Genomic DNA, 22,390 nt, shown 5'->3' with positions numbered 1-22,390 from the left:
GAGCGTCGGCCCTGCTCCAATGACGGGCAGCGAACCGTCACGCCGAACATCGGTCGTTACGCAGTCGAACGGGCTCGGAGAAGGGCAGTTGACCATGCTGATGAACGAAATGAACGCACTGCTTCGTGGGGGCCCCACCACCTACGTCGCAGACGAGGAGCGGGTCCGCTACGTACCGGACACGACCTCTCCGCTCAAACTGCTCTGCGGCAACCGCTACGAGCACTTCGAGCCGACGCCGGAACGCGTCCGGCAGGACGGCCACACGCTCCAGGTGTTCGTCTGGTCGGGGTGCACCTACGTGGCCGAGTAGCGCCGCCGGGCGCCGGCCTCGCGCGTCGTCGCGGGCCGCGCTCGACACGGCGGCTCGGCCGCGTCGGATGGTTGGCACGGATACGCGCCCTGGATCGTCACCGCCGGCCTTGTGATGGACCAACTCGCCGCGTGCGTACGGACCTCACAGCGCCGGAACAGCTCATGGCCGAGACGCCGTCCCGCACCGGTTCGCCTGCGGCTCCCGACGCCGACCTGGTCGCCATCGGCGGTGGCCCGTGGTCCACCCGTACCCGGACAAGGAGCAACCCGCCGCCGATGGCGTCTCGGCCCGGCGCGCACCCGCTACCGGCCGTGGCGCTCCCGAGCGCTGGGATCAGCGGGCCCACCGATGGCAGCGCGGCAGCCGCTGCCGAGCCGGCCCACGGCCCCCTGTGGAATCCACACTCCCCACGATCCAGTCGGCCCGTCCGGGCCTGACCGACTCGGGGCCGTCACGCTGCGACCATTACCAACACGAAGGAGATATTCTTCCCATAACAGACACATATCGCCAAGGAGGTACGCCGCGTGGCAGATGAGCGGGCGTGGTTGGGCGAGTTGTTGAGATCAGTGGAGTCGGCGCCCCCGGAGACGGCCGTGTCCGTGCTGGCCCAGCTGCTGGCGAGAAGGCTTGCCGCGACCGAGGTGTCCTTCCTGATCACAGACCTCGGCGGCCAGGCCGTCGTACGGCTGACCGGGGCCGCCGCGGAGGGCGGGCCGACAACGCCGCAGCGAATCCAGCTGCGCGGCTCGGTCTACGAACGAGTGGTCCGTTCCCAGCAGGTCCATGTGGCGAGCGGCGAGCGACCGGGAGCGGGCGGAGTGGACCTCTTCCAGGTCATCGCGCCGGTGTCCGACCGCGGGGATGCGATCGGCCTGCTGGAACTGACAGTGCCCGCCCGACCCGACCGCCAGACGATGCAACTCGTCGTCGATGCCGCCCATGCGCTCGCCTATGTAGTGATCGTCAATCGCCGCTTCACCGATCTGTACGAATGGGGCCGTCGCACCACACGCCTGTCGCTGGCCGCCGAGATCCAGCACCGCCTGCTCCCCGACTCCTTCACCTGCGACACCGGCCGGTTCATCGTCGCCGGAGCAATGGAGCCGGCTGCCGACATCGGCGGGGACACCTTCGACTACACGCTCGACCGCCATGCCCTGCACCTGTCCCTGACCGACGCCATGGGACACGATGTACAGGCGGCACTGCTGGCGACCATGGTCGTCGGAGCCCTGCGCAACGCCCGCCGGGCCGGCAGCAGCCTCCTCGACCAGGCCCAGGATGCCCACCAGGCCGTCGCGGACTACGCCGACCGAGCACACCAGGCATTCGACGACCAGTCGGAACAGGTACGCCAGGCCGTCATCCGGCACGGTGGCCAGGTCATGGCGACCGGACAACTGCTGCGCCTCGATCTCGACACCGGCCGGACCACCTTCGTCAACGCCGGCCACGTCTGGCCGCTGCGCCTGCGCGACGGGCAAGTCGAGGAGATCGCTCCCCTGGTCGACCTGCCCTTCGGCGTCACCCCGAACCCGGGTTATCGCGTCCAGAGCCTCGACCTGCGCGAAGGCGACCGGTTGGTCCTGCTCACCGACGGCATGCTGGAGCCCCACGCGACCGAAGCCGACCTGAGCGAACTGCTCCGGCGGAGCGGCGAGTGGCATCCCCGCGACGCCGTACGCCTCTTCACCGAAACCGTCCTGGAACTCTCGAACCACGACCCGCACGATGACGCGACCGTGCTGTGCCTGGACTGGCCCGCCCCCGACGCCCCCTACGCCGGCAGCAGGACCGACAACCAGCAGACCAGCACATCCTGAAGGCGCACCCGAGCCCGCCACCGCGCTCGCCCACGGGGGCGGGGCGACTGCGGGTGCACCCGCCGAGGGGAGCACCCGGAGGAGCGTGCTCCTTACCCGGGCGCTGCCGCCCCCCCCGTGCCCCCGACGATGGTGACGCTTGCTGTTCCCCCACGGGCGTTCAACTGCGGGCCGACGGCTGCTCGGATGCTCTCGCGGACATCGCGTGCGATGTCGAGGGCACGGCGTCGTGCGTCGACCACGCAGCGGACTTCGAGGCGCCAGGCGTCGGATTCGGGTGTGTGGCCGGCGTGGTTGCTGACGGCGAGGCCGATCTCGCGTGCCGAGGCGTCGGCGACGGCCCGGCGCACCTGGGTGGCTCGGCCGGGAAGGGGGTGGTCGAGGGTGGCGGCGAGGGTCATGGTGATCGTCACGGTGGTGCCGGTCTCGTCAGGGGTCAGGCGGCAGCTGGCGGCGCGTACTCCGGGGATCCGGTCGGCGGCGCGGCGCAGGATCTTGGCCACGGCGGTTTCCGCGATCCGCAGTTCGTGTGCGGGGTCGTCCAGGGGCAGCGTCCGGCCGAGGCGGGCCTTCGCGCGTACGGCGCGCACGACCCGGTCGGCGACCGTGCGGGCGCTGGGCCGCTCCGCCCGCAGGGAGCGGGTGGTGGCGTCCAGGGCTGTCAGACCCTCGGTTGCCTGCTGGCAGTACGGGCAGTCGGCCGTGTGGGCGTCGGGCTGATCGCTGCCGGCGCGGGTCTGCTCCCAGACGTGGCTGACCAGGCGTCCGCAGGGCAGCCGTTCGTCGCCGATGAGCCGTGCCGGGTCGGCGTCCCGGGGCGATGCAGGCACCTTCAGGAATCGCCCGGCGACGAGGGAAGCCGGCCTGGAGGATCAGGCCGTGTGACGGCTGCCGCCTCCGCTTCGCTCCCCCACCGGACGTCACGGCTCGATCGTCAGCACCTGGTCCACCGGGCGGCGCGGGGTCCTGGGCCCCTGGGGGCCGTACCCCAGGCGCAGGATCATGTGCATATTTCCGGTGCCGGACTGCGGGTCGCGCAGGATCCAGCGCAGGTCCGGCCATTCGACGGGCTGCGTCGCGAAGGAGCCGGCCAGCCCCTGGAGGGTGGCCAGGAGCAGGACGCGTTCCAGTGCCTGACCGGCGCGCAGCCAGTCGGCCGGAGTGTCGTACGGGGTGCTGAGCAGGGCCAGTTGGGGGCGCACCTCGAAGTCGGCAGCGGCGCGGTCGGGGACGGTGCCCCGGCCGGCGAAGTCCCTGAGGGGGGCCGAGCCGGTGCGCTTGCGGGGGCCGAAGGCGTAGTCCGGGATGCCGTCGTCGACGGCCGGCTCGGCAGCGGTGTCGCGGGTCCAACGGCGCTGTTCGGCCTCGCGGCCTTCGTCCATCCGGTTGTAGCCCTCGGCATGCGTGATCAGGTCCAGCACGGTTTCGAGGTGCGGGGTGGTCAGGAAACTCAGCTGTGCCCCTTCCCGGGCCGCGGCCTCGACGAGAGCGGAGCGGAGGTGTTCCGGGATCCGGCGCTCCGAGAGGGGGGCGCGGCTGGTGTGGCGGTTGCGGAGGGCGGGATGCAGGCCGGCGAGGAACTCGTCCGTGCGCTCGTGCGGGTCGTCCAGCCGCACGGCGGCCAGGAGCGCCGGGGCGTGCGGGTCGGGGAGGAGGGTCGTCGAGGTGCGATGGCCGGCGTGCGAGGCGGACACGCGCAGGTTCAGCAGCGCGGCTCCGCAGCCCAGGTGCAGGCCCCGGGTCGTGGGGTCGGCGTGCGGCATCGCGCGTTCGAGGTCGGCGGAGAGGGTGAACGTACGGGTGCCGCGGGCGTAGCCGAAGTGCCAGGGCTGGGCGTTGTGCATGGACGGCGCGGTGACGGCGTCGGCGACGAGGGTCTTCACCAGCATGTCGTCGAGGGTCTTGGTGAACACCGGGGCCTCCCTGACGGGGCAAGGGCCGTGGATCGGCGGACTCCTTCCAGCGTGCTGGGGCCGTTCCGCCCGTGTCAGGGGCCATAGGTCCCGTGCCCCGGGCCACTCGGTCCCTTTCGGGCCTGCCGGACGCCCGAAAGGGACCGAGTGGCTCATGCCGAAAGCTCTCCGGCACCGGCCACGCTGGAGGGGCGGGGGCAGGCGTCGTCCGTCACGGGGAAAGGAGCCGGAGATGGAACACCGCACGATAGGCGAGCTCATGACGAGGAAGGTCGTGAGCGTGCAGCTCGACACACCGTTCAAGGACATCGCGCGGATCCTCACCGACCACGCGGTGAGCGCCGTGCCGGTACTCGACGGCCTCGGCAGGCCGGCCGGGATCGTCTCGGAGGCCGACCTGCTGCGGAAGGCGGCCGACCAGTCCGATCTCTCCGGCCGGACGCCGCTGCCCCACCTCGAGGCGTGGGAACGGGCCCGGTCCGAGGGCCGCACCGCCGGGGAGCTGATGTCCGCTCCGGCGGTCTGTGCTCATCCGCAATGGACCGTCGTGGAGGCGGCACGGCTGATGGAGGTGCAGAACGTGAAGCGGCTGCCCGTCGTCGACGAGACGGAGAGGCTGCTGGGCATCGTCAGCCGCAGCGATCTGCTGCGCGTCTTCCTCCGCCGGGACAAGGCGATCCAGGAGGAGATATCCCGGGAGATCCTCGGCCGTACCACGCGTCTGGGCGCGGCAGGTGTGACCGCCGACGTCGTCCGGGGGCAGGTGGCCCTGCACGGCTCGGTGGAGGAGCCGCTCCTCGTCCCCGTGCTCGTCCGGATGTGTGCCGGCGTCGACGGCGTCGTCTCGGTCTCCGAGGACCTGAAGCCCGCCGTGGCCGCCCGCTCGGCCGAAGGGCGCGGAGTGCCCGCTTGACGGACCTCCGCACGGGCGGTCCGGGCGGCGCTCTCCGGTCCGCTGCCCGCGGCGCTGTGGGCGCCGCGCGAGGTGTCCTTCCCAGGCAGGCCCGGTTCTCGTCCCGAGGTGCTCGTCCCCCCGCGGTCAGTACCGTGGAGTGTGGGGCCGCGCCCCGGGCGGCCACCGCGGAGGGTGTCGTGGGCGACGAGGGACCTGACCGAGCCGAGGACGCTCAGGTGCGTCTGAGCGCGCTGCCGGACGACCTGCAAGAGCGGCTCCGGACGGTGGAAGGAGAAGCCGGCGGACCGCCTTCGCTCCTGCTCGAAGCGATCCTGTCCGTGGGCAGGGGGCTGGAGCTGTCGCAGGTGCTGCGCCGCATCGTCGAAGCGGCCGTCGCCCTCGTGGACGCCGAGTACGGGGCGCTCGGCGTGATCGGGGAGGACGACCGGCTCGCCCAGTTCCTTCCGGTCGGGATCTCCGAGGAGCAGGCTCGTGCCATCGGCCCCCTGCCGGCCGGTCACGGCATTCTCGGGGAACTGATCCGTCATCCCGCACCGCTGCGCCTGGCCGAACTGGGCGCGCACCGCGCGTCGTACGGATTCCCGCCGAACCACCCGCCGATGCACACGTTTCTCGGGGTGCCGATCCGGGTCCGCGACAAGGTCTTCGGCAACCTCTACCTCACCGAGAAACGTGGTGGCGGACAGTTCGACGCCCAGGACGAGACCGTGCTGTCGACGCTGGCCGTCGCGGCCGGTGTGGCCATCGACCATGCCCGGCTGTACGAGGAGTCCCGCTATCGCCAGCGGTGGCTGGAGGCGAACGGTGAGATCGTCGCCGGTCTGCTGCCCGGGGCGGGCGGCACCGACGTGCTGAAGATGATCGTCGACCATGCGGTGCGTATCCTCTCCGCCGACCTCGGAGTGCTGGCGCTGCCGGTCGACGGCGACAACCTGAGCGTGGCACTCGCGGTCGGCGTGGATGCCGAGGCGCACCGGGGACTGGTCCTCCCCCGCCACGGATCGTTCGTCGGGGCGGCTCTCACCGCCCGTAGCACCCTGATCAGCCTCGACGTCGAGCACGACCCCCGCATCACCATCGGCCCGCCCCGCTGGACGGGTCTGGGGCCCGCGGTCGCCGTGCCGATGATGACCGGCGAGCGGGTACGCGGTGTGCTGTCGCTGGCCCGGCTCCACGGCCGCAGCCCCTTCACCGAGCCGGAGACCGCGCCGTTGCTGACGTTCGCCGGCCAGGGCGCCCTCGCCATGGAGATGGCCGACCAACGGCGCGACGCCGAACAGCTGACGCTGCTCAGGGACCATGAGCGCATCGCCCGTGACCTGCACGATCTGGCCATCCAACGGCTCTTCGCCACCGGTATGACCCTGCAGAGCGCGCTGCGTTTCGTCGATCACCCCGAGGCCGGCGAACGGCTGATCCGGGCCGTGGACGACCTGGACGAGACCATCAAAATCATCCGGTCCACCATATTCGGCCTCCGCGGTCATGACGCGCGGCGGGCCGCTCACGGCATGCGGGTCCGCATGACGACCTCGGTGGAACGGGCCGCCGACACACTGGGGTTCCGGCCGTCCCTGCGCATGGAGGGACTCATCGACACGGAGGTGCCGGCCGAGGTCGCGGAGCAGGCGCTGGCCGTGCTCGGCGAGGCGCTGTCCAACACCGCGCAGCATGCGCACGCCGGTGCGGCGGACGTGTCCCTGGTCGTACGCGATCGGATGCTGACGCTGACGGTCCAGGACGACGGCGTGGGCATCCCCCGTGACGGGCGACGCAGCGGCCTGCGCAACCTGGCCGGGCGAGCGGAGAGCATGGGCGGGAAGATGTCCGTCGACGCACCGGCGGAAGGCGGCACGCGCCTGGTGTGGTGGGTACCGCTGCCTGGGGACGACGCACGGCCGCCGGGCACGGCTCAGTCGCGGTGACCGCCGGCGGGCGCGTCCGGCGCCGGGGCGGCCTGGGTGGCGAGGACGGCCGCCTGGATGCGCCGTTCCACACCGAGTTTGGCCAGCAGACGCGAGATGTGGTTCTTGACGGTCTTCTCGGAGAGATAGAGCCGTTTGCCGATCTGCCGGTTCGTCAACCCTTCGCCGACCAGCCCGAGGATCTCCCTCTCCCGAGGTGACAGGCTCGACAGGGCGTCCGCCTCGGGCTCCTCGTCCGTCTCCTCGCCCCGCAGCGTGCTCATCAGCCGCGATGTCGTCGCCGGGTCGAGCAGGGAACGGCCGGAGGCGACCGTGCGCACCGCGGCGACCAGATCGGACCCCTTGATCTCCTTCAGCACATAGCCGGCGGCCCCAGCCATGATCGCGTCGAGCAGGGCATCGTCGTCGTCGAACGACGTGAGCATCAGACAGGCCAGCCCCGGCAGCCGCGAGCGGAGGTCCCGGCAGACGGAGACGCCGTCGCCGTCCGGCAGCCGTACGTCGAGGACCGCGACATCCGGCCGCAGCGCCGGGACCCGGGCGAGCGCGTGGTCCGCCGTACCGGCGTCGCCCACCACCTCGATGTCGGGCTCGGCGTCGAGCAGGTCCTGCACCCCGCGGCGGACGACTTCATGGTCGTCGAGCAGGAACACGCGGATCGGCCGCTGCGGTGAGAACGTCTCTGCGTCGGTCATGGGTGCCCTCCGGGCCGGGACGCGGGAACCCCCGCTCACCACCATCGTGCGGCGTCCCGGACCGACCCGCCAGAGCCGGAGGTCCCGTGTCCGCCGCGCCCGCGGCGCCGGTCGGTCCCCTGGGTGGGCCGTTCGGCCCCTCACCTGTGCGCTGCGGACGTGCCAGGCTCGAAGGAGGCGAGAGGGGTGCGTCATGCCGCTGCGGACAATCCGCCTGCCATGGCGGGACAACCCGCTCCGGCGCGGGACGGACGTGGCGGAGTCCTGGATGGCCCTGACCACGGCGGTCCTGATCGCCGTGACGGCGCCTGCCGCCGGTGTGGTGGCGGGGAGTGCGCTGGACGCCTCCGCCCAGCGGCAGGGGCACGGCCAGAAGAGCGTGTCCGCCGTGCTCACGGAGGATCCCCCCGCTCGCATCGGCGTGGATCCCTCGGGCGGCACCGGCGGCCGGGTCCACGCCACGGTGCGCTGGACGGCCGCGGACGGCACGGCACGGACCGGAGAGACGGCCGTGGCGCCCGGTCTGCGGGCGGGCGACCGGACCACCGCATGGGTCGACCGGCACGGAGCCCTGCTGCGGGACCCCGCCATCCCCGGGGACGCCCTCGCCGAGAGCATCGCGGTCGGCATCGTCGCCGCGTCCGCCACCGGTCTGCTGTTCCTCGGCGCGAACAAGGCCGGAGTGGTCCTGCTGAACCGCCGCCGCTACGCCGAGTGGGAGAAGGACTGGGCGGAATCGGACCTCCGGTGGCGGCAGGGGCAGCCCTGAACCGCGACGGCCGCGGGCTAGGCCGGCTGCCGGTACGGGGCCTCGTGCCGGTGGGTGAGGCGATTGACCACGGCCGTCACGCCGTCGACCTGCCGTGTCATCCGTACCGCGATGGCCACCGCACCGCTGGACTCCAGCCGGCCGCTGAGCGTCACCATGCCCTGCCGCACCACCACGTCCACGGTCTGCGGGCTCAGCCACAACGCCCGCACCACGATCTCGTCGACGACCTCGTCGCGGATCTCCGCGTCCGTCCGGGAAAAGATCTGCAGCACATCGCGCCGGGTGACCATGCCGACCAGACGGGCCTCCTCGTCCACCACGGGGAGCCGCTCGATGCCGCCGGTGCTCATGAGGCGGGCCGCACGCACCACGGAGTCGTCGGCGCGGACGGTACGGGCCGGAGCGGACATCACCTCGCCGGCCGTGAGCACGCCGCCGGTGTCCGTGGTGCGCCGGTCGCGCCGCAGGTCCGTCGCGGAGACGACGCCGATCACCCGGTCCTCGGCGTCCACGACGGGCAGGCCGTTGATGTCGTACTCCGCCAGCCACCGCGCCATGACATCGGCCGGCGTCCCGCTCCGCGCGCTGACGACATCATCGGTCATCACGCTTCCGACGCGCCGACGCTTCATCCCTGCCCCGCACTCCGCTCGTGTCCGTGCCCCAGGAAAGCCGCCGCAGGTGAGGACCGGGGCGCGGCACCGGCCGGTGCGGCACCGGCATCGGCGGTCCCGGCCGGTCCGGCGCGGGACCCCGTGACCTCGAACGCCACGTCCACGACGCCTTCGACCGCCCGCACCAGGCGGGCCACGACGGGGAGGAGCGCGGTGTCGCGCACCGTGCCGTGGAGGCTGACCACCCCCTCGGCGACCCTGACCTCCAGGTCCCTCGCAAAGTCGCCGAACAGCGGGCCGACGACCTCCGTACGCACCTCCGCGGCCAGGTCCTGGTCGGAACGCAGAAAGACCTTCAGCAGGTCGGAGCGGCTGACGACGCCCTGCAGCATCCCCTCGCCGTCGACCACGGGAAGCCGTTTCACGGACTTGTACGCCATCGTCCGCGCCGCCTGGGCGAGGGTGTCGTCGGCGTGCACCGTCAGGGCGGGCGTGCTCATCAGCTCTTTTGCGGTCAGCGCACCGGCCTTGCGTACATCGTCCAGCCGTCCCAGCTGCGCCATCCGGCTCGGCTCCGACTCCCGGAACTCCTCCTTCGGCAGCAGGTCGGCTTCGGAGACGACACCGATCACCCGGCCCTCCCCCACGAGCACGGGCAGTGCGCTGACCTGCCACTCCTCCATGGTCGCGACGATCTCCTTGAACGGTGCTTCCTGCCCTACCGCCACCACGGTCTGCGTCATCACATCGCTGACGGTGTGCGGAGTGTGTTCCATGACGCCTCCTCGGGTCGGGCGGACGCCGCTCCGGTCACATCGAACTCCACGTCCACCACCCCCTCCACCGACCGCACCAGACGGGCGAGCACCGGGACCAGCGAGGTGTCCCGGATCCGCCCGCTGAGCGTGACGACCCCGTCGGCGACCGTGACCCGCAGATCCCTGGCCGGTGCCGCGAACAGCGCGCCCACGATGTCCCGGCGGACTTCCCCGGCGAGTTCTTCGTCCGAACGCAGAAAGACCTTCAGCAGGTCGGCACGGCTGACGATGCCCTGCAGCACCCCGTGCCCGTCCACCACGGGCAGCCTTTTGACGGACTCCTGCGCCATCGTCCGCGCGGCCTGGGAGAGCGTGGCATCGGCCCGCACGGTCAAGGCGGGGCTGGTCATCAGCTCCCCCGCCGTCACCGCTTCCGCCCGGCGCACGTCGTCGACCTGCCGCAACTGCTCCAGACGGCCGGGGTCCGACTCCCGGAACTCCTCCTTCGGCAGCAGATCGGCCTCGGAGACCACGCCGACCACCCGGCCCTCCCCCGCAAGCACCGGCAGAGCGCTGACCTGCCACTCCTCCATGGTCCGGACGACCTCCTTGAACCGCGCCCCCCGGTCGACCGCGGCCACGGTCCTCGTCATCACATCCCTGACGATGTGCGGAGTGTTGAGCATGATGCCTCCTCGGTGCACGGACCGGCGTCACGTGGCCGTCGTGACACCTCCAGTCTGAGATGCACCGCGCCGGCCGGGCAGGGGCCGACCGGTCCCTCTCCCAGCCGACCGGCAGGGGCTGGGGCGGGCGCGGGCGCGGGCACCCGGCAGGTTCCCCCGGACACTTCATGCCGTACAGCCGAGGACTGCGCCATCTGCCATCCGCGTCGCGCGGCGTCGCGGAACCCGTGAGGTCATGGGGATACCGCTCCGCCCGGAGCCCGACCACGCACGCCCACGAGGAGAGCACATGGCAGCCTGCGACGTCTGCGGCAACGACTACGCAATGGCCTTCGAAGTCCACGTGGCCGGCGGCGCCTACACCTTCGACAGCCTCGAATGCGCGGCGCACAAGCTCGCTCCCCTCTGCGACCACTGCGGCTGCCGCATCCTGGGCCACGGCCACCAGGCCGACGGAAAGTTCTACTGCTGCGCCCACTGCGCCCGCGCCAAGGGCCACACCGCGCTCACCGACCACGCATGAACGGCCACGGCCCCGTCCCCGCCGTCGACGTTCGGGCACCACACGGCCCCTGGGCAGCAGGGGTGAGCCCCGCCGGCGCACCGCGAGCCCGGGGCGGTGCCGCTCCGAGGAGGCAGCCATGAAGCAACGGCGCACAGGCACGGAGCCGGTGACCGCCCAGAGTCCACTGCGGCTGCGGCGGACGCTGGCCGCCGGCGCGCTGGTGCTCCTCGTCGCCGCCACGGTGCGCCTGGCGCTCGCCGCACACGCCGCCGGACCGCACGACTCCCCCAGCCCCACCGTGCTGCTGGTGCTGGCGGTGGTGTGCGGCGTCCTCGCCATCGCCGCCGTGATCGATCTCGTGGTGCTCACGCGCCGCCTCCGGCAGAAGGGCAAGACGAACCCGACGGACAAGAACGCCCCGTAGGCGACCCGAGAGGAATCTCCGGCCCGGGTCTCACGAATCCACGGCGGCCGGCTCCGATGGAACCCCCGGGCCCGCACCGGTGACGGCCGGCCGTCGTTCCTCGCGCCGTCCCAGGACCGCGAGGGCGAGGGTCACGGTGACCGATCCGGCGGCCATCAGCGTCATCGCCGTGGCCGGGGAGGTCCGTTGGGCCAGCGTGCCCGCGAGGGCGGCGCCGACGCCCTGCAGGGCGGCCATGCCGGTGGCGTGCAGGCCGAGGGCTTGCCCCGCGAGGTCGTCGGGGGTGAGGGACATCAGGCGTTCCTGGAGGACGAGGCTCGCGGCGAAACCGACGGAGGCGACGGCGGCGGCCAGCGCCGACAGCGGCACTCCCGGCCGGAGGACGAAGAACAGGTAGGGAACGGCCAGCAGCAGGCGCAGCGGGGTCGCGAGACGGGGGCGCACCGCGGGTGGCACCAGGCGGCCCACCGCCAGGTCGCCCACGAACATGCCCAGCGCCCCGCACGCGTACAGCGTGCCGGCGGCTCCGGGGGCGTAGGAGACGTAGAGCGAATCGCCGCCGACCACCAGGCCGTTGGGAACCCACAGGCCCAGGTACGTCAGACGGCGGGAGCGCGAGGACCACAGGAGGGCATTGGTGCGCCAGGTCGCCGAGACGGACGGGCGTCCCACGGAACGCGGTGCGCGGGCCGCGAGGCCCAGGCGGGTGACGAGGGCCGACGCCAGATACAGCGTCGTCGCCAGGAGCAGGCAGGTCCGCGGGGACAGCAGCGCCAGCAGTGCGCCGCCCGTCGCGAACCCGGCCACCTGCGTCAGGCCCCAGAGCATGTTGTACACCGAACGCCCCAGCACATAGCCGTCCTTGGACAGGATCTCGGTCAACAGTCCCCCGCGCACTCCCCCGCCCAGCGACGCGGCCAGGCCCTGCAGGAGGACGACGGCGAAGACCGCCCAGACCGGCAGGGCGGGCAGCGCCAGCACCCCCGTGCCGGCCGCGAAGGCGAGGGCGAGGCCGGAAAGGACCGCGCGCGGGGGCAGACGGTCGGCGCCCGAGAGCAGGAAAGCGGCCCCCGCCAACTGCGCCAGCTGCGGGCCGAACATGCTCACCGCCGACAGGAGCGGGGAGCCGGTGGCCCGGAAGACCAGCGTGCCGAGAGCGAGGCCGCCGATCGTCTGGGCCGCGGCGAAGAAGGCGAAGGAGAGCAGGAACGGGGTGAACTCCGGGGCCCGGAACAGGGAGCGGTAGCTGCGCATGCGTCGAAGTCTCGGAGCGGCCGGGTGTCGTGTTTACTGTTTCGCCGACACGCGAAAGGTCATACGCATGGGCTCATGGCAGATCGGCACCGACACCCTCGCCCGCAGCCGGTTCGTGCTCTCGCCGTTCGCCGAGACCTTCGCGAGCCTGAAACTGCTGCACGCGGGGACCGGTGCCCATCCCGGCGAGGAGACCTGGCTGCGCGCGCACCTGCCCGGCTACCTCGCGCGCCTCGCGGCCGACCCGGTGACCACGCTGCTCGTGCGGGCGACCGCGCTCCTGACCTACGTCTGGGAACACACCGTGCGGCCGTACTGGGAGCGCCGGCGACGCGTCCTGGAGGCCGACATGATCGCGCGGACCGCGCAGGTGAGCCAGGGCGGCTGGGCGGCGGTGCTCGACTCACTTCGGCCGGGGGTCCGGTGGCTCGGGGAGAGCCGGTTCCAGGTCAACCTGAACGCGTATCCGCCGCGGGAGATCGCCGCCGGGGCCGAGTTGCTGTTCATGCCGGTGACACCGAGGGCCGGATGGGTGTCGTGGGAGGGACGGGAGCGGTACGCCGTCGTCTACCCGTGCCTCGGGGTGCTCGCCGAGGACCACGACCGGCGGCCCGTCCCGGCCGGGCTCGGGGCGCTCATCGGGACGGCGCGGGCCGGCTTGCTGGTGCTGCTCGAAACCCCCATGAGCACGACCCAGTTGGTCGCCGTGACCGGGCAGGGGCTGGGTTCGGTGGGACGGCATCTGCGAGTGCTGCTGGACGCGGGCCTGGTGACCCGTCGAAGGGCCGGGCGGTCGGTACTGTACGTGCGGACGGCTGCCGGAGAGGTGCTGGTGAACGCGTCGGGGCCGGCACCCGGGAGCCACCGGTGAGATCGTGAGACCCCGGCCGGTTCTCGTATCCCTGGAGGCGGTGACAGGCACGGCGGATTGCTTCACCTCCGGCCGGTGCGGCGGCGCAGCCCCGCGAGGACTCCCGTCACGAGGGCGGCCACGAGCAGCGTGAGCCCCAGATAGATCAGGGGATTCACCCAGCCCGGCACCAGCTCGGATGCCACGCCGTCCGACGTGACGCAGCGCGCACTGACCGGCAGCGTCTCCCGCGTCTCGATGTGATCGCCCCGCACTACCTGTGCCGCGCACATTTGATCCGGGTCAAGGATGTAGAACCCCGACATCACACCCCACGCATACCCGCCGAACGCGGCCGCACCGGCCATGACCGCGACGAGCGCGCACGTCGCGACGCTCGGCAGGCGCCATCCCCTGCCCGGCAGCCGCCGGTAGGCCCGTAAGGAGAGCGCCGTGGCGGCGACCACGAACACACAGGGCGCCAGGACCGGCCCGAAGGCCAGAATCAGAAACGCAAGCTTCGCCATGCCTGCCAGGACATCGCAGAGGGAAGGTCGGTTCCTCCACCCGCGACCTGCGACCCGCGACCCGCGACCCGCCTGATCCGAGCCCTCTGAGCGCTCCACCTGACGATCCCCGCCGACTGCGGCGCCCGGTCACCGGAAGTACGGGGCGCCGCAGTTGGCGACTGAACTCCGCAGGTGCCGGATCAGTCCTCGTCGCCGTCGTCGCCGTCGCGGTCGTCCTGGTCGACGTGCTGGCCCAGGGTCTTGCCGGTGGCCGCGTCGATGGTGACCTCGTGGCTCTTGTGGTCCTTGCCGAGGACGCCGACCTCCCAGACGAGGGCGCCGTTGCGGTCCGCGTTGTCGAGTTCGGCGGCGGTCGCGGTGCCGGGTACGGCCGTGAGGGCCTTGGCGGTGGCCTCGGACTGGCTGATCTTGCCGGCCTTGACCTGCGCGCGCTCCTTGGCGGTGTCGTCCAAGTGGCGCTCGTTCTGCGAGAGCTGGACCGAGGACTGCGGGGCCGGGCCGTCGTCGTCCGCGAAGGCGGTCGCGGCACCCGTGCCGCCGATCAGTGCGACGGCGGCGGCCGTGGCGAGGACGACGGCGCGGGGGGGGCGAGCGTGCGCTTGGCGGTGGCCTTCATGGGGAAGTTCCTCCGGATCGTGTGCCGTTCGGTTCCGTCGGCGGGCCCTGTCGCGCCCTTCCGACATTCACCACGGTGCCGAACGGAACCTGAAGACACCCTGAAGTCCTGAAGCGCTCTTCAGGCTCCGGCTCCCGGGAAGGGCGAAGCGGCGGCCCGGAGTTGCCGGCCCGGACAGCGCGTGCGCGCCCAGGACTCTCGCGAACGTCAGGGCAGCGTGCTGCTCATCGGCCTCGGTGAGCGCTACGGGTGCGCACTACGGGTGCGTGCTCCCCTCCCGGAGTCCTGCCGTGAGCATCCGGAGTCCGAACGCGAATCTGTCGTCGAATTCGAGCATGGCCGGCAGGGAGCTTCGCGCCAGGTGCGGGTAGTCCTCGGCGGAGAGCGCCGCTTGCATGTCGACGAGGTCCACCTCGGTACGCCCTTGTTGTTCCAGTGCCTCGCCCAGGACGTAGGAGAAGACGGTGGTGGTGGCCCATACCGCGGCCTTTCCGGTGAAGCCCGCTTCCGTCATGGCGGCCAGGAAGGAATCGGCGAGCATGTGGGTGGGCTGCCGGGTGGTGTAGGAGCCCCCCACGATGCGGGCCCCGTCGCGCTGGCCGAGCATCGCCGCCCGCAGCCGTCCGGCAAGCACCTCGACGCGGGTCTCCCAGTCCGCCTCCGGGAGCGGGCCGAGCGCGGCGGCCAGTACCGCGTCGGCCATCGCGTCCACCAGTGCGCCCTTGTCGCGGAACAGCCGGTACAGGGCGGGCGGTTGGGCCCCCAGGGCGTCGGCCAGGCGCCGCATGGTCAGTGACTCCAGGCCGCCGACGTTGACCAGGGCCAACGCGGCGTCCACCACCGTGTCCGCCCGGATCGGGCCCTTGCGCGTACCGGCGCCGCTACTTCCCCGCATTGACATGTTAACGATGTTATCACTAGCTTCCTTTTACCGCCGTTAACGCTGTTACTGGCTTTTCGGGCAGCCCACGAGAAGCCCGTCGGCCCGTCGGAAGGAGAAGGAATGGCGACCAGTACCGTGCCCGCCGCGGCTGAACCACAGGCCCCGGAGACCGAGCGGCAGGAGACCCCGGTGATGGTGCGGCAGCTCAGATGGGAGGCCACCGGAGTGGTCTCCGTGCTGCTGGCCCGGCCGGACGGCGGACAGCTACCCGCCTGGCAGCCCGGCGCCCACGTGGACCTGTTACTGCCCAACGGCATCGTCCGGCAGTACTCGCTGTGCGGCTCTCCCGACGACCTGTCCGGTTACCGCCTGGCGGTACGGCGCCAGCCCGCGAGCCGTGGCGGATCGGAGTATGTGCACTCCTTTCTTCGGCCCGGTCAGCCCCTGCGGATCCGTGGGCCCCGCAACCACTTCCGCTTCGAGCCGGCCGACTCCTACCTGTTCATCGCGGGCGGCATCGGCATCACCCCGATCCTGCCGATGGTGCGTCAGGCCGCCGCCGCAGGCGCGCGCTGGAGCCTCGTCTACGGTGGGCGCTCCGCCTCCGCCATGGCGTTCCGCACCGAGCTGGCACCCCACCGCGACGCCGTCCGCCTCTACCCCGGGGACGAGTCCGGACGCATCCCGCTGACTGCGCTGCTGGAGCGGACCCGCCCGGACTCGGCCGTCTACGCGTGCGGCCCCGAACCGCTGCTGGACGCCGTCACGGACGCCGCCGCGCACCTGCCCCAGGGGACCGTGCGCATGGAGCGATTCAGGCCGCGGACCAGGGAAAGCACCTGCAACACCGACGTGCAGGTGGTCTGCGCCCGGTCCGGCCGCACCGTGGACGTACCGGCGGAGCGGAGTGTCCTGGACGCGCTCGCCGACGCGGGCCTGCCGGTGGCCGGTTCGTGCCGCGAGGGAGTGTGCGGCACCTGTGAGACCCGGGTGCTCGAAGGCGTCCCCGACCACCGCGACGACATCCTCTCCGAGGACGACCGGGAGAAGGGCGACCGGATGTACCTCTGCGTCTCCCGGGCACGCACCCCCCGACTGGTCCTCGATGTCTGACTCCACACACCCCGACCGGCCCTCGATATCCGACTCCGCACCCACCGGCCGGCCCTCGATGCCTGACGCCACACCCACCGACTGTTCCTCCACGCCTGACTCCGCACCCTCCGGCCGCGAACCCCGGACCACCCGCCCGTCTGCCAAGGAGCGCCCCATGCACCCGGCCGCCGCCACCCGGCACACCACCCACGACGAGACGTCCGACGCGTTCTCCGGCAGCATCGCCGACCCCGCCGTCGAGGTGTGGAACCACCGCGGCCCCGCCCCCGAACGCACCGCCGCCGACGCCTACCGCGCCATCGGCATGGCACGCGTCCGGGAGATCCTCGGGCACCCGGAACCCTTCATCGCGGAGAAGAAGGAGCCGTTCCTCGGCGATTTCACCCGCCGCTTCATCGCCCACAGCACCTTCTTCTGCCTGGCCACCGCCGACGACAGCGGGGCCGTGGACGCCAGCCCCAAAGGAGACCCGCCGGGTGCGGTCGGGGTTCTGGACCCGTGGACCCTGGCCGTCCCCGACCGTCCGGGCAACCGCACCGCCGACACCTTCGAGAACATCACCCGCAACCCGGCCGTGGGCATGGTCTTCTTCGTCCCCGGCGTACGCGAGACGGTCCGGGTGAACGGCGACGCGTTCCTCACCGACGACCCCGACCTGCTCGAACGGCTCGGAGCAGAGGGCAAACCCGCTGTCCTCGCGACGATCGTCAAGGTGCGGGAGGCGTTCTTCCAGTGCGGCAAAGCCGTGATCCGCGCCCGGCTCTGGGAGAACGACCCCCGGGGCCTGGCCGACTCCCTCATGCTCGGCAGCACTTTCTACGCCCAGATCACCGCGCAAATGGCGGAGAAGATGGCCGTGCACCTCGGCAGCGACGTGGGGTCCCTGGAAACGGTCGCCGAACACCATTACCGGACCGGATTGTTCTGATGCCCCCTCTGGATGAGCGACGACGGCGTCTTCACCCCCTTGATCGTCGTCTACGGCATCCCGCAGTTCCCGGTGTGGAGCATCGGCCTGGCCCTCGCCGCACACTCCTATCGCCGTCGCACTTCGCCCGGGTGCTGAGAACTGTCCCGGCGGGTGCCACTGGCGAAGCCGGAGACGAACGGCCATGGCTCACCTCTGATGGCCCGCGCGCAGCCACGCGAGGTAGTCACTGACGGCTCGCTCGATGTCATACTCCGCCTGGTAGCCGGTGTCTTCCTTCAGACGGCTGATGTCGAGGACCAGGTGCGACGCGTCGCCTCCGGCGGGGAGGGCTATCTGCGCCTCGGGAGCCACCTTCTTCATCGCTTCGATGAACTGGGCGTTGGTCGTGGCGTGGCCGGAACCGACGTTGTACGTGCGGTGGTTCAGCTTGTCCGCGAGCTGGAGGAGCGCGATCGCCCGCCCGGTGTCCTTGACATAGCTGAGGTCGAGTCCGTCCTCGGCGAAGGCCGGCCCCATGAGGTGGGAGAGATCCGGGGCCGTGCCACGGGCGGCGGCGTGAACGAGGGCGGGCGCGGCGAAGAACGGATCGAGGTGGCCGAGCGGGCCCCAGGTGCCGGAGATGCGGTAGTTGACGATGTCGATACCCGTGACGCCGGCAAGGAATCCACCCAGCAGTTCGCCGACTTTTTTGAAGGCGGGGATCGAGGCGGACGCACTCATCGACAAGGGGGTGTCCTCGTGCAGCGGTCCGTCGTTCGCGGCGCCGAAGTAGACCCCGATCGTGCTGGCGATACCGAGCCGTCGTACGCCCCACTCCTGCGCCGCCTGCACGATGTTCAGCAGCCCGTCGAGCACTCGCCGTGTCTCCTCGACCGGCGAGCCAGGGACGGGAGGCCAGGGATGGGGTCCCGCCAGGTGCACGATGCCCGTGATGTCGTGGCGGTCGCCGATCGCGAGCAGGGCATCGCGATCGGCGACGTCCGCCTGCTCGACCGCCACCCGCGCTCCGGCGAGTACGGCGGGGAGTTCACGGGCGCGGCGCTGGACCACCACGCAGTCTTCGCCCAGGTCGAGGAGCGCTCGTACGGTATGGGATCCGATGAAGCCGAGACCTCCGGTGACGAGGATCATGACGTGTCCTTTCGGTAGCAGTACTGAGGTGAGGGTCGGTAGTGGCGGCGATACGACGATTTCGGCGAGCACCCGCCGGGGGCCTGTCGAAACACGCACAGGTGGAAACACTCGTAGGTGGCAAAACTCGTAGGTGGATACGCCCGTAGGTGGAAACAGGTGGAAGCGCAGACAAGGGGCAGGGACGAGCCGGCTACTTGTGCCGTTGTTCCGCGACGTCCCCAGCGGATCGGGGCCTTCCTCCCGTGTGCGGTGGCCGCCGCCCTCCAGTCGATGACACGTGAGCGGACTGGTCGCCCGCACGCGCCGTCTGCCATCATGAGAAGCGGAACATCGCTCCGCTAACGATACGGAACACTGTTCCGCTTTGCAAGACCCCGCCACGAAAGGAGTGCCGCGGTGAACGACAGCGGCCAGGGCCCGGGAAGCTCAGCCAGGCCCAAGCGCAAGGACGCCCAGCGCAACCAGCAGACCCTGCTGGAGGCGGCCGCCTCGGTCTTCGTCACCTCGGGCGTGGAAGCGCCGGTACGCGACATCGCGGCCAAGGCCGGCGTCGGGATGGGCACGATCTACCGCCACTTCCCCACCCGGGCGGACCTCGTCATCGCCGTCTACCGCCACCAGGTCGACGCCTGCGCCGAAGCCGGCCCGACCCTGCTGGCGACCGGCCCGACACCCCATGCCGCCCTGGGGCAGTGGGTCGACCTCTTCGTCGACTTCCTGGTCACCAAGCACGGTCTCGCCGCCGCCATGCAGGGGGAGGGCACCGGCTTCGAGACGCTCCACGCCTACTTCCTCGAACGCCTCCTGCCGGTGTGCACCCAACTCCTCGACGCCGCCACCGCCTCCGACGAGATCCGCGCCGACCTCGACGCCTACCAACTCCTGCGCGGCATCGGAAACCTCTGCATCGGCGCCGAAAGCGACCCACGCTACGACGCACGCCAGCTGGTCGCACTCCTCGTCGCAGGGCTGCGTCAGCCGCACTGAGGGGGGTGGGACCGTGGGCGGCCAGCAGCTATGCGCGTTCCGAGTGCGCCTGCTGCTGGGACTCGTGGCACGCCACCCCCTGGCCATTTGTCCCCGGATATATGCGGGCATCGGCCCTATGGGCGTTATGAACTATTGTCAGCTCTCAAAGACTTTTCGAGGCCAGCTTTTCGCCCCCTGCGCCACGCACAACCACATTCCAGGTGGTGCCGTCGCCATCGTCACCGTCCCACCACTTCACAAAAGACTGCGCCAGGTTGATGGCTGTCGGACGGTCGCCCCCGGCAGGGGAATAGTCGGTAGCCAGCTCGATGTCATAGTCACTGTGGTGCAGTTCCACGAGGGTCAACCTGATGACATGCACGCGCATCGACCGTTTTCCGGTAGCACTCAGCCAGGCATGGAATCGCTCAAGGAGATCCCGGTCATCGCTGCGTTTGGTGACTTGGCTGTTCGGCAGATGTTTGGCGTTTTCGCTCACGCCGTCCAGACACCCGGAAACCCAGGCTCCACGGTCGGCTTCGGCCTCCCGGCCGGCGCGGAGAGCGCGTCGTGTGCAGCCACCCCAGACGACTTCACGGACCGACGAACCTTTGCCCCCTGCTTCGCGGACAGCCTGGCCCTGCTGGTAACCGGCGGTATAGGCGTTCTGCGCGGCCTTCTTCTTGTCTTTCGCGGGTGTATGAGTTGGCCGCGGTAGCTCCCCCGATTCCGGGCTTCCCGACTCGCTGCCGCATGCAGGTATGGCCAAGACGGCCAGCATGGTCGCAGCGAGCGCGAGGCGCGGGCGATGACGGGACAGATGCATGGCGTCTCCTGCGTGTGCGCACGTTGAGTGAGGACCCGGTGCCTGCCAAGTGTTTCCTGCGAATCGCCGGCCGAAGACCGCTTCGAGCAGAACGTCCGGAACGGACCGGTGGCCCAGACCGGCAGCGGTATCTGTCACACCGTCCCGGCTAGTGACTGACCCTTTGCCGCGGCGACGACGCAGTGGTCCGGACACCCGGCGTGAGACGGCCGCCGCAGGGAGCAGCACGGAGGGCTGTCACGGTGAATTCGCTGATCGGTACGAGTGAATACAAAGGACGGGCCGTTGCTCAGACTTGGCGCAAGGGCGCGCGGCCGGTAGCAAGGCGCGAGGTACCAACTGCGAGGTCCAGGAGCACACAGTGAAGAACATGCCACGCGTCAATTTCGTGATCGCAGGAGCTTGCGGTCTGCTCCTGGCTGCCGGCGGTGCCTCGCCCGCCCAGGCGTGGGACGGCGGCGGACTGTTCGGAGGGCGTGGGGACGGTGTCTGGAACAGCGACACCGTGGCCAGCTTCCACGCCGGCTTCAGCTGCCGCAACCGGGCGAGGATCTGCATCAACGGCCCGCTGAACAGCGGCAACGTCCGGAATTCGCAGAACGTCCACCTGTCCGGCAACAACAGCAACAGCGGCAGCCCGACCAACGTCAACGGCAACACCAACGACGACGCCGGCGGCACGACCGGGGCCGAGAACAAGACCAGCAACAACCTGCAGCACGTCGGTGGCGGCGGCAAGCAGAAGCTGTGACCCGACGCTGACCCGGCCCCTCCCGGGCCCTCCAGCCCCTCCGGTCCTGGCGCGAGCCGGGACCGGAGGGCTGTGCGGCCATGGCTGCGCCGAGACCGGAATGGAAAGGGGATCGCCCGGCGAAGTTCGCTCTCCTCGTCGAGCGAGCAGGCGTAAGGAACACACCGGGAAAGGCCCCTTGGGGGCAACTACGCCGGGGGCACGGACCGGATCGCGGAGATGTCGAACTGCAGCCGAACCCTCTCGCTCACCATGGCGCCGCCCGCCTCCAGGCGTTGGTTGTAGACCAGGCCCCAATCGGTGCGGTCGATGGTGGTGGTGGCGTCAAATCCGGCTCGCTCATAGCCAAAGGGGTCCAAGACCGAGCCGAGGTAGGCGAGTTGCAGCTCGACCGGCCGGGTGTGGTCACGGATGGTGAGATCCCCTGTCATCCGGAAGCTCTCCGCACCCTCGTGAATCGTGGAGGTGCTGCGGAACACCATCTCCGGGAAGCGCTGCGCGTCGAAGAAGTCGGTGCCTATGAGGTGTGCGTCCCGCTGCTCCACGCCCGTGTCGACGCTGGCGACCCGGATGACGAGTTCGGCCCGGGACTGGGAGGGCTGGGCTCCGTCGAAATACAGCGCACTGTCGTAATCAGCGAAAGCACCTCGTACCGTCGTCACCATCGCATGTCGCACGGAGAATCCGATGCGACTGTGCGGGCGGTCGATGGTCCATTGCCCGGTGAGCGCGCGGAGCGCGGGGTCGAGCGGGACTCCGGTGCCGTCGGCCGCCGGGGCGGGCGTACGGGGGCCAACCGCCTGCGTCGGCTCGATAGTCGCGCTCTGGCGACGGCTGAAGATACCCATGCGGTCGTAGCCTCCCTCGAATCGAATTACTCCGTGCTATCACGGCAAAGACACGAACTCCCCAGCGAGATGGGCATCCTCGTCCGGATTCCATGCGCCCGACGGCAAAGATCCACAGGATCAACACGAATAGGAAAAGCCTGCCCTGAGGGAAGTCCATGGCCTGCCGGCTCTGCTCCGCAGTCGCCCGCTGACCTGCCGTACCAAGACCGTCCGGTGCCTGGTGGCCGGTGACGGCCGCGCCATCCCCACACCGGCCTCAAGAGCCGTGCCCAGGTGACGCTTTGGCCGTGTTCAGCGGCCCGGAGCTGCTCTTGCGGCGCGTACTGCCG

At 70.9% G+C, this 22,390-nt stretch carries 26 protein-coding genes; 13 read left to right on the top strand and 13 right to left on the bottom strand.

Annotated elements, in window-relative coordinates; all coding sequences use genetic code 11:
• Positions 1-94 precede the first annotated feature (94 nt).
• Positions 95-313, top strand: coding sequence for a DUF5988 family protein (locus K7396_RS33735; RefSeq protein ID WP_086715428.1), 219 nt, complete (start codon positions 95-97; stop codon positions 311-313).
• 530 nt (positions 314-843) lie between these two features.
• Positions 844-2,142 carry a PP2C family protein-serine/threonine phosphatase gene (locus K7396_RS33730; RefSeq protein WP_086715426.1) on the top strand — a complete coding sequence of 433 codons (1,299 nt, stop codon included), beginning with the start codon at positions 844-846 and terminating at the stop codon, positions 2,140-2,142.
• 92 nt (positions 2,143-2,234) lie between these two features.
• On the opposite strand, the gene K7396_RS33725 is transcribed toward K7396_RS33730, so the two are convergent.
• Both K7396_RS33725 and K7396_RS33720 read right to left on the bottom strand, forming a co-directional pair.
• Entirely contained in the window at positions 2,235-2,972 is a 738-nt protein-coding gene (locus K7396_RS33725) for a hypothetical protein (protein WP_086715424.1), read from the bottom strand.
• A gap of 90 nt (positions 2,973-3,062) precedes the next feature.
• Positions 3,063-4,055 (bottom strand): Acg family FMN-binding oxidoreductase, encoded by a 993-nt coding sequence (locus tag K7396_RS33720; RefSeq protein WP_398688485.1) that lies wholly within the window; start codon positions 4,053-4,055, stop codon positions 3,063-3,065.
• Between the two features lie 232 nt (positions 4,056-4,287).
• Here K7396_RS33720 and K7396_RS33715 point away from each other — a divergent pair, with 232 nt between their 5' ends.
• Together K7396_RS33715 and K7396_RS33710 are read left to right on the top strand one after the other, a co-directional pair.
• Positions 4,288-4,968 carry a CBS domain-containing protein gene (locus K7396_RS33715; protein ID WP_086715422.1) on the top strand — a complete coding sequence of 227 codons (681 nt, stop codon included), beginning with the start codon at positions 4,288-4,290 and terminating at the stop codon, positions 4,966-4,968.
• Between the two features lie 218 nt (positions 4,969-5,186).
• Positions 5,187-6,896 (top strand): sensor histidine kinase, encoded by a 1,710-nt coding sequence (locus K7396_RS33710; protein WP_373866901.1) that lies wholly within the window; start codon positions 5,187-5,189, stop codon positions 6,894-6,896.
• Here K7396_RS33710 and K7396_RS33705 read toward each other — a convergent pair.
• Complete coding sequence (locus K7396_RS33705) at positions 6,884-7,591, bottom strand: response regulator (RefSeq protein WP_086715418.1); 708 nt, start codon at positions 7,589-7,591, stop codon at positions 6,884-6,886. The two genes, K7396_RS33710 and K7396_RS33705, sit on opposite strands and share 13 nt — an antisense overlap.
• 193 nt (positions 7,592-7,784) lie before the next feature.
• On the opposite strand from K7396_RS33705, the gene K7396_RS33700 reads away from it, so the two are divergent.
• The gene (locus K7396_RS33700) at positions 7,785-8,360 is read left to right on the top strand and encodes an Rv1733c family protein (RefSeq protein ID WP_223660295.1); all 576 of its coding nucleotides are present in this window, start codon (positions 7,785-7,787) and stop codon (positions 8,358-8,360) included.
• 17 nt (positions 8,361-8,377) lie between these two features.
• Here the strand turns inward: K7396_RS33700 and K7396_RS33695 are convergent, their stop codons facing one another.
• Genes K7396_RS33695 through K7396_RS33685 form a run of 3 tightly spaced genes read right to left on the bottom strand, consistent with a single transcriptional unit; the run spans position 8,378 to position 10,421 of the window.
• The gene (locus tag K7396_RS33695) at positions 8,378-8,968 is read right to left on the bottom strand and encodes a CBS domain-containing protein (protein ID WP_223660294.1); all 591 of its coding nucleotides are present in this window, start codon (positions 8,966-8,968) and stop codon (positions 8,378-8,380) included.
• Positions 8,969-8,991: 23 nt separating this feature from the next.
• Entirely contained in the window at positions 8,992-9,753 is a 762-nt protein-coding gene (locus K7396_RS33690; RefSeq protein WP_086715414.1) for a CBS domain-containing protein, read from the bottom strand.
• The gene (locus K7396_RS33685) at positions 9,720-10,421 is read right to left on the bottom strand and encodes a CBS domain-containing protein (protein ID WP_086715412.1); all 702 of its coding nucleotides are present in this window, start codon (positions 10,419-10,421) and stop codon (positions 9,720-9,722) included. The genes K7396_RS33690 and K7396_RS33685 overlap by 34 nt, the downstream gene beginning before the upstream one ends.
• Before the next feature lie 289 nt (positions 10,422-10,710).
• Here K7396_RS33685 and K7396_RS33680 point away from each other — a divergent pair, with 289 nt between their 5' ends.
• Positions 10,711-10,944, top strand: coding sequence for a hypothetical protein (locus tag K7396_RS33680; protein WP_086715411.1), 234 nt, complete (start codon positions 10,711-10,713; stop codon positions 10,942-10,944).
• Positions 10,945-11,062: 118 nt separating this feature from the next.
• Complete coding sequence (locus K7396_RS33675; protein WP_086715410.1) at positions 11,063-11,350, top strand: DUF6343 family protein; 288 nt, start codon at positions 11,063-11,065, stop codon at positions 11,348-11,350.
• 30 nt (positions 11,351-11,380) lie between these two features.
• On the opposite strand, the gene K7396_RS33670 is transcribed toward K7396_RS33675, so the two are convergent.
• Positions 11,381-12,604 carry an MFS transporter gene (locus K7396_RS33670; protein ID WP_174886883.1) on the bottom strand — a complete coding sequence of 408 codons (1,224 nt, stop codon included), beginning with the start codon at positions 12,602-12,604 and terminating at the stop codon, positions 11,381-11,383.
• A gap of 67 nt (positions 12,605-12,671) precedes the next feature.
• Between K7396_RS33670 and K7396_RS33665 the strand changes: the two genes are divergently transcribed.
• A complete protein-coding gene (locus K7396_RS33665) occupies positions 12,672-13,475 on the top strand; it encodes an ArsR/SmtB family transcription factor (RefSeq protein WP_086715408.1) in 804 nt (267 codons plus the stop codon).
• A gap of 62 nt (positions 13,476-13,537) precedes the next feature.
• On the opposite strand, the gene K7396_RS33660 is transcribed toward K7396_RS33665, so the two are convergent.
• The 3 genes from K7396_RS33660 to K7396_RS33650 all read right to left on the bottom strand — a co-directional run bounded on the left by K7396_RS33660 (position 13,538) and on the right by K7396_RS33650 (position 15,495).
• Positions 13,538-13,981 carry a hypothetical protein gene (locus K7396_RS33660; protein WP_086715406.1) on the bottom strand — a complete coding sequence of 148 codons (444 nt, stop codon included), beginning with the start codon at positions 13,979-13,981 and terminating at the stop codon, positions 13,538-13,540.
• Positions 13,982-14,163: 182 nt separating this feature from the next.
• Positions 14,164-14,667 carry a PepSY domain-containing protein gene (locus tag K7396_RS33655; RefSeq protein WP_223660293.1) on the bottom strand — a complete coding sequence of 168 codons (504 nt, stop codon included), beginning with the start codon at positions 14,665-14,667 and terminating at the stop codon, positions 14,164-14,166.
• Positions 14,668-14,856: 189 nt separating this feature from the next.
• Positions 14,857-15,495 (bottom strand): TetR/AcrR family transcriptional regulator C-terminal domain-containing protein, encoded by a 639-nt coding sequence (locus tag K7396_RS33650; RefSeq protein ID WP_223660292.1) that lies wholly within the window; start codon positions 15,493-15,495, stop codon positions 14,857-14,859.
• A 108-nt stretch (positions 15,496-15,603) separates the two neighbouring features.
• Between K7396_RS33650 and K7396_RS33645 the strand changes: the two genes are divergently transcribed.
• The 3 genes from K7396_RS33645 (at position 15,604) to K7396_RS35750 (ending at position 17,665) form a co-directional block, all read left to right on the top strand.
• Entirely contained in the window at positions 15,604-16,596 is a 993-nt protein-coding gene (locus K7396_RS33645) for a PDR/VanB family oxidoreductase (RefSeq protein ID WP_086715405.1), read from the top strand.
• Between the two features lie 157 nt (positions 16,597-16,753).
• Positions 16,754-17,527, top strand: a complete 774-nt coding sequence (locus tag K7396_RS33640) for an MSMEG_1061 family FMN-dependent PPOX-type flavoprotein (protein ID WP_107421133.1) — start codon at positions 16,754-16,756, stop codon at positions 17,525-17,527.
• A gap of 12 nt (positions 17,528-17,539) precedes the next feature.
• Positions 17,540-17,665 (top strand): hypothetical protein, encoded by a 126-nt coding sequence (locus tag K7396_RS35750; RefSeq protein WP_263295989.1) that lies wholly within the window; start codon positions 17,540-17,542, stop codon positions 17,663-17,665.
• 51 nt (positions 17,666-17,716) lie between these two features.
• Here K7396_RS35750 and K7396_RS33635 read toward each other — a convergent pair whose 3' ends face one another.
• The gene (locus K7396_RS33635) at positions 17,717-18,661 is read right to left on the bottom strand and encodes an NAD-dependent epimerase/dehydratase family protein (RefSeq protein ID WP_086715403.1); all 945 of its coding nucleotides are present in this window, start codon (positions 18,659-18,661) and stop codon (positions 17,717-17,719) included.
• Positions 18,662-19,060: 399 nt separating this feature from the next.
• Between K7396_RS33635 and K7396_RS33630 the strand changes: the two genes are divergently transcribed.
• Entirely contained in the window at positions 19,061-19,651 is a 591-nt protein-coding gene (locus tag K7396_RS33630) for a TetR/AcrR family transcriptional regulator (RefSeq protein ID WP_086715400.1), read from the top strand.
• 145 nt (positions 19,652-19,796) lie between these two features.
• Here the strand turns inward: K7396_RS33630 and K7396_RS33625 are convergent, their stop codons facing one another.
• The gene (locus tag K7396_RS33625) at positions 19,797-20,459 is read right to left on the bottom strand and encodes a hypothetical protein (protein WP_143589009.1); all 663 of its coding nucleotides are present in this window, start codon (positions 20,457-20,459) and stop codon (positions 19,797-19,799) included.
• A 370-nt stretch (positions 20,460-20,829) separates the two neighbouring features.
• On the opposite strand from K7396_RS33625, the gene K7396_RS33620 reads away from it, so the two are divergent.
• The gene (locus K7396_RS33620) at positions 20,830-21,210 is read left to right on the top strand and encodes a hypothetical protein (RefSeq protein ID WP_373866902.1); all 381 of its coding nucleotides are present in this window, start codon (positions 20,830-20,832) and stop codon (positions 21,208-21,210) included.
• A 188-nt stretch (positions 21,211-21,398) separates the two neighbouring features.
• Here the strand turns inward: K7396_RS33620 and K7396_RS33615 are convergent, their stop codons facing one another.
• Positions 21,399-22,058 carry a YceI family protein gene (locus tag K7396_RS33615; protein ID WP_086715383.1) on the bottom strand — a complete coding sequence of 220 codons (660 nt, stop codon included), beginning with the start codon at positions 22,056-22,058 and terminating at the stop codon, positions 21,399-21,401.
• Positions 22,059-22,390 lie beyond the last annotated feature (332 nt).

It is taken from the genome of Streptomyces angustmyceticus (genome assembly GCF_019933235.1).
In the GTDB taxonomy this organism is placed as follows: domain Bacteria; phylum Actinomycetota; class Actinomycetes; order Streptomycetales; family Streptomycetaceae; genus Streptomyces; species Streptomyces angustmyceticus.
Note: the sequence above shows the minus strand (reverse complement) of the source record. Positions and strands in the feature narration are given on the sequence as shown.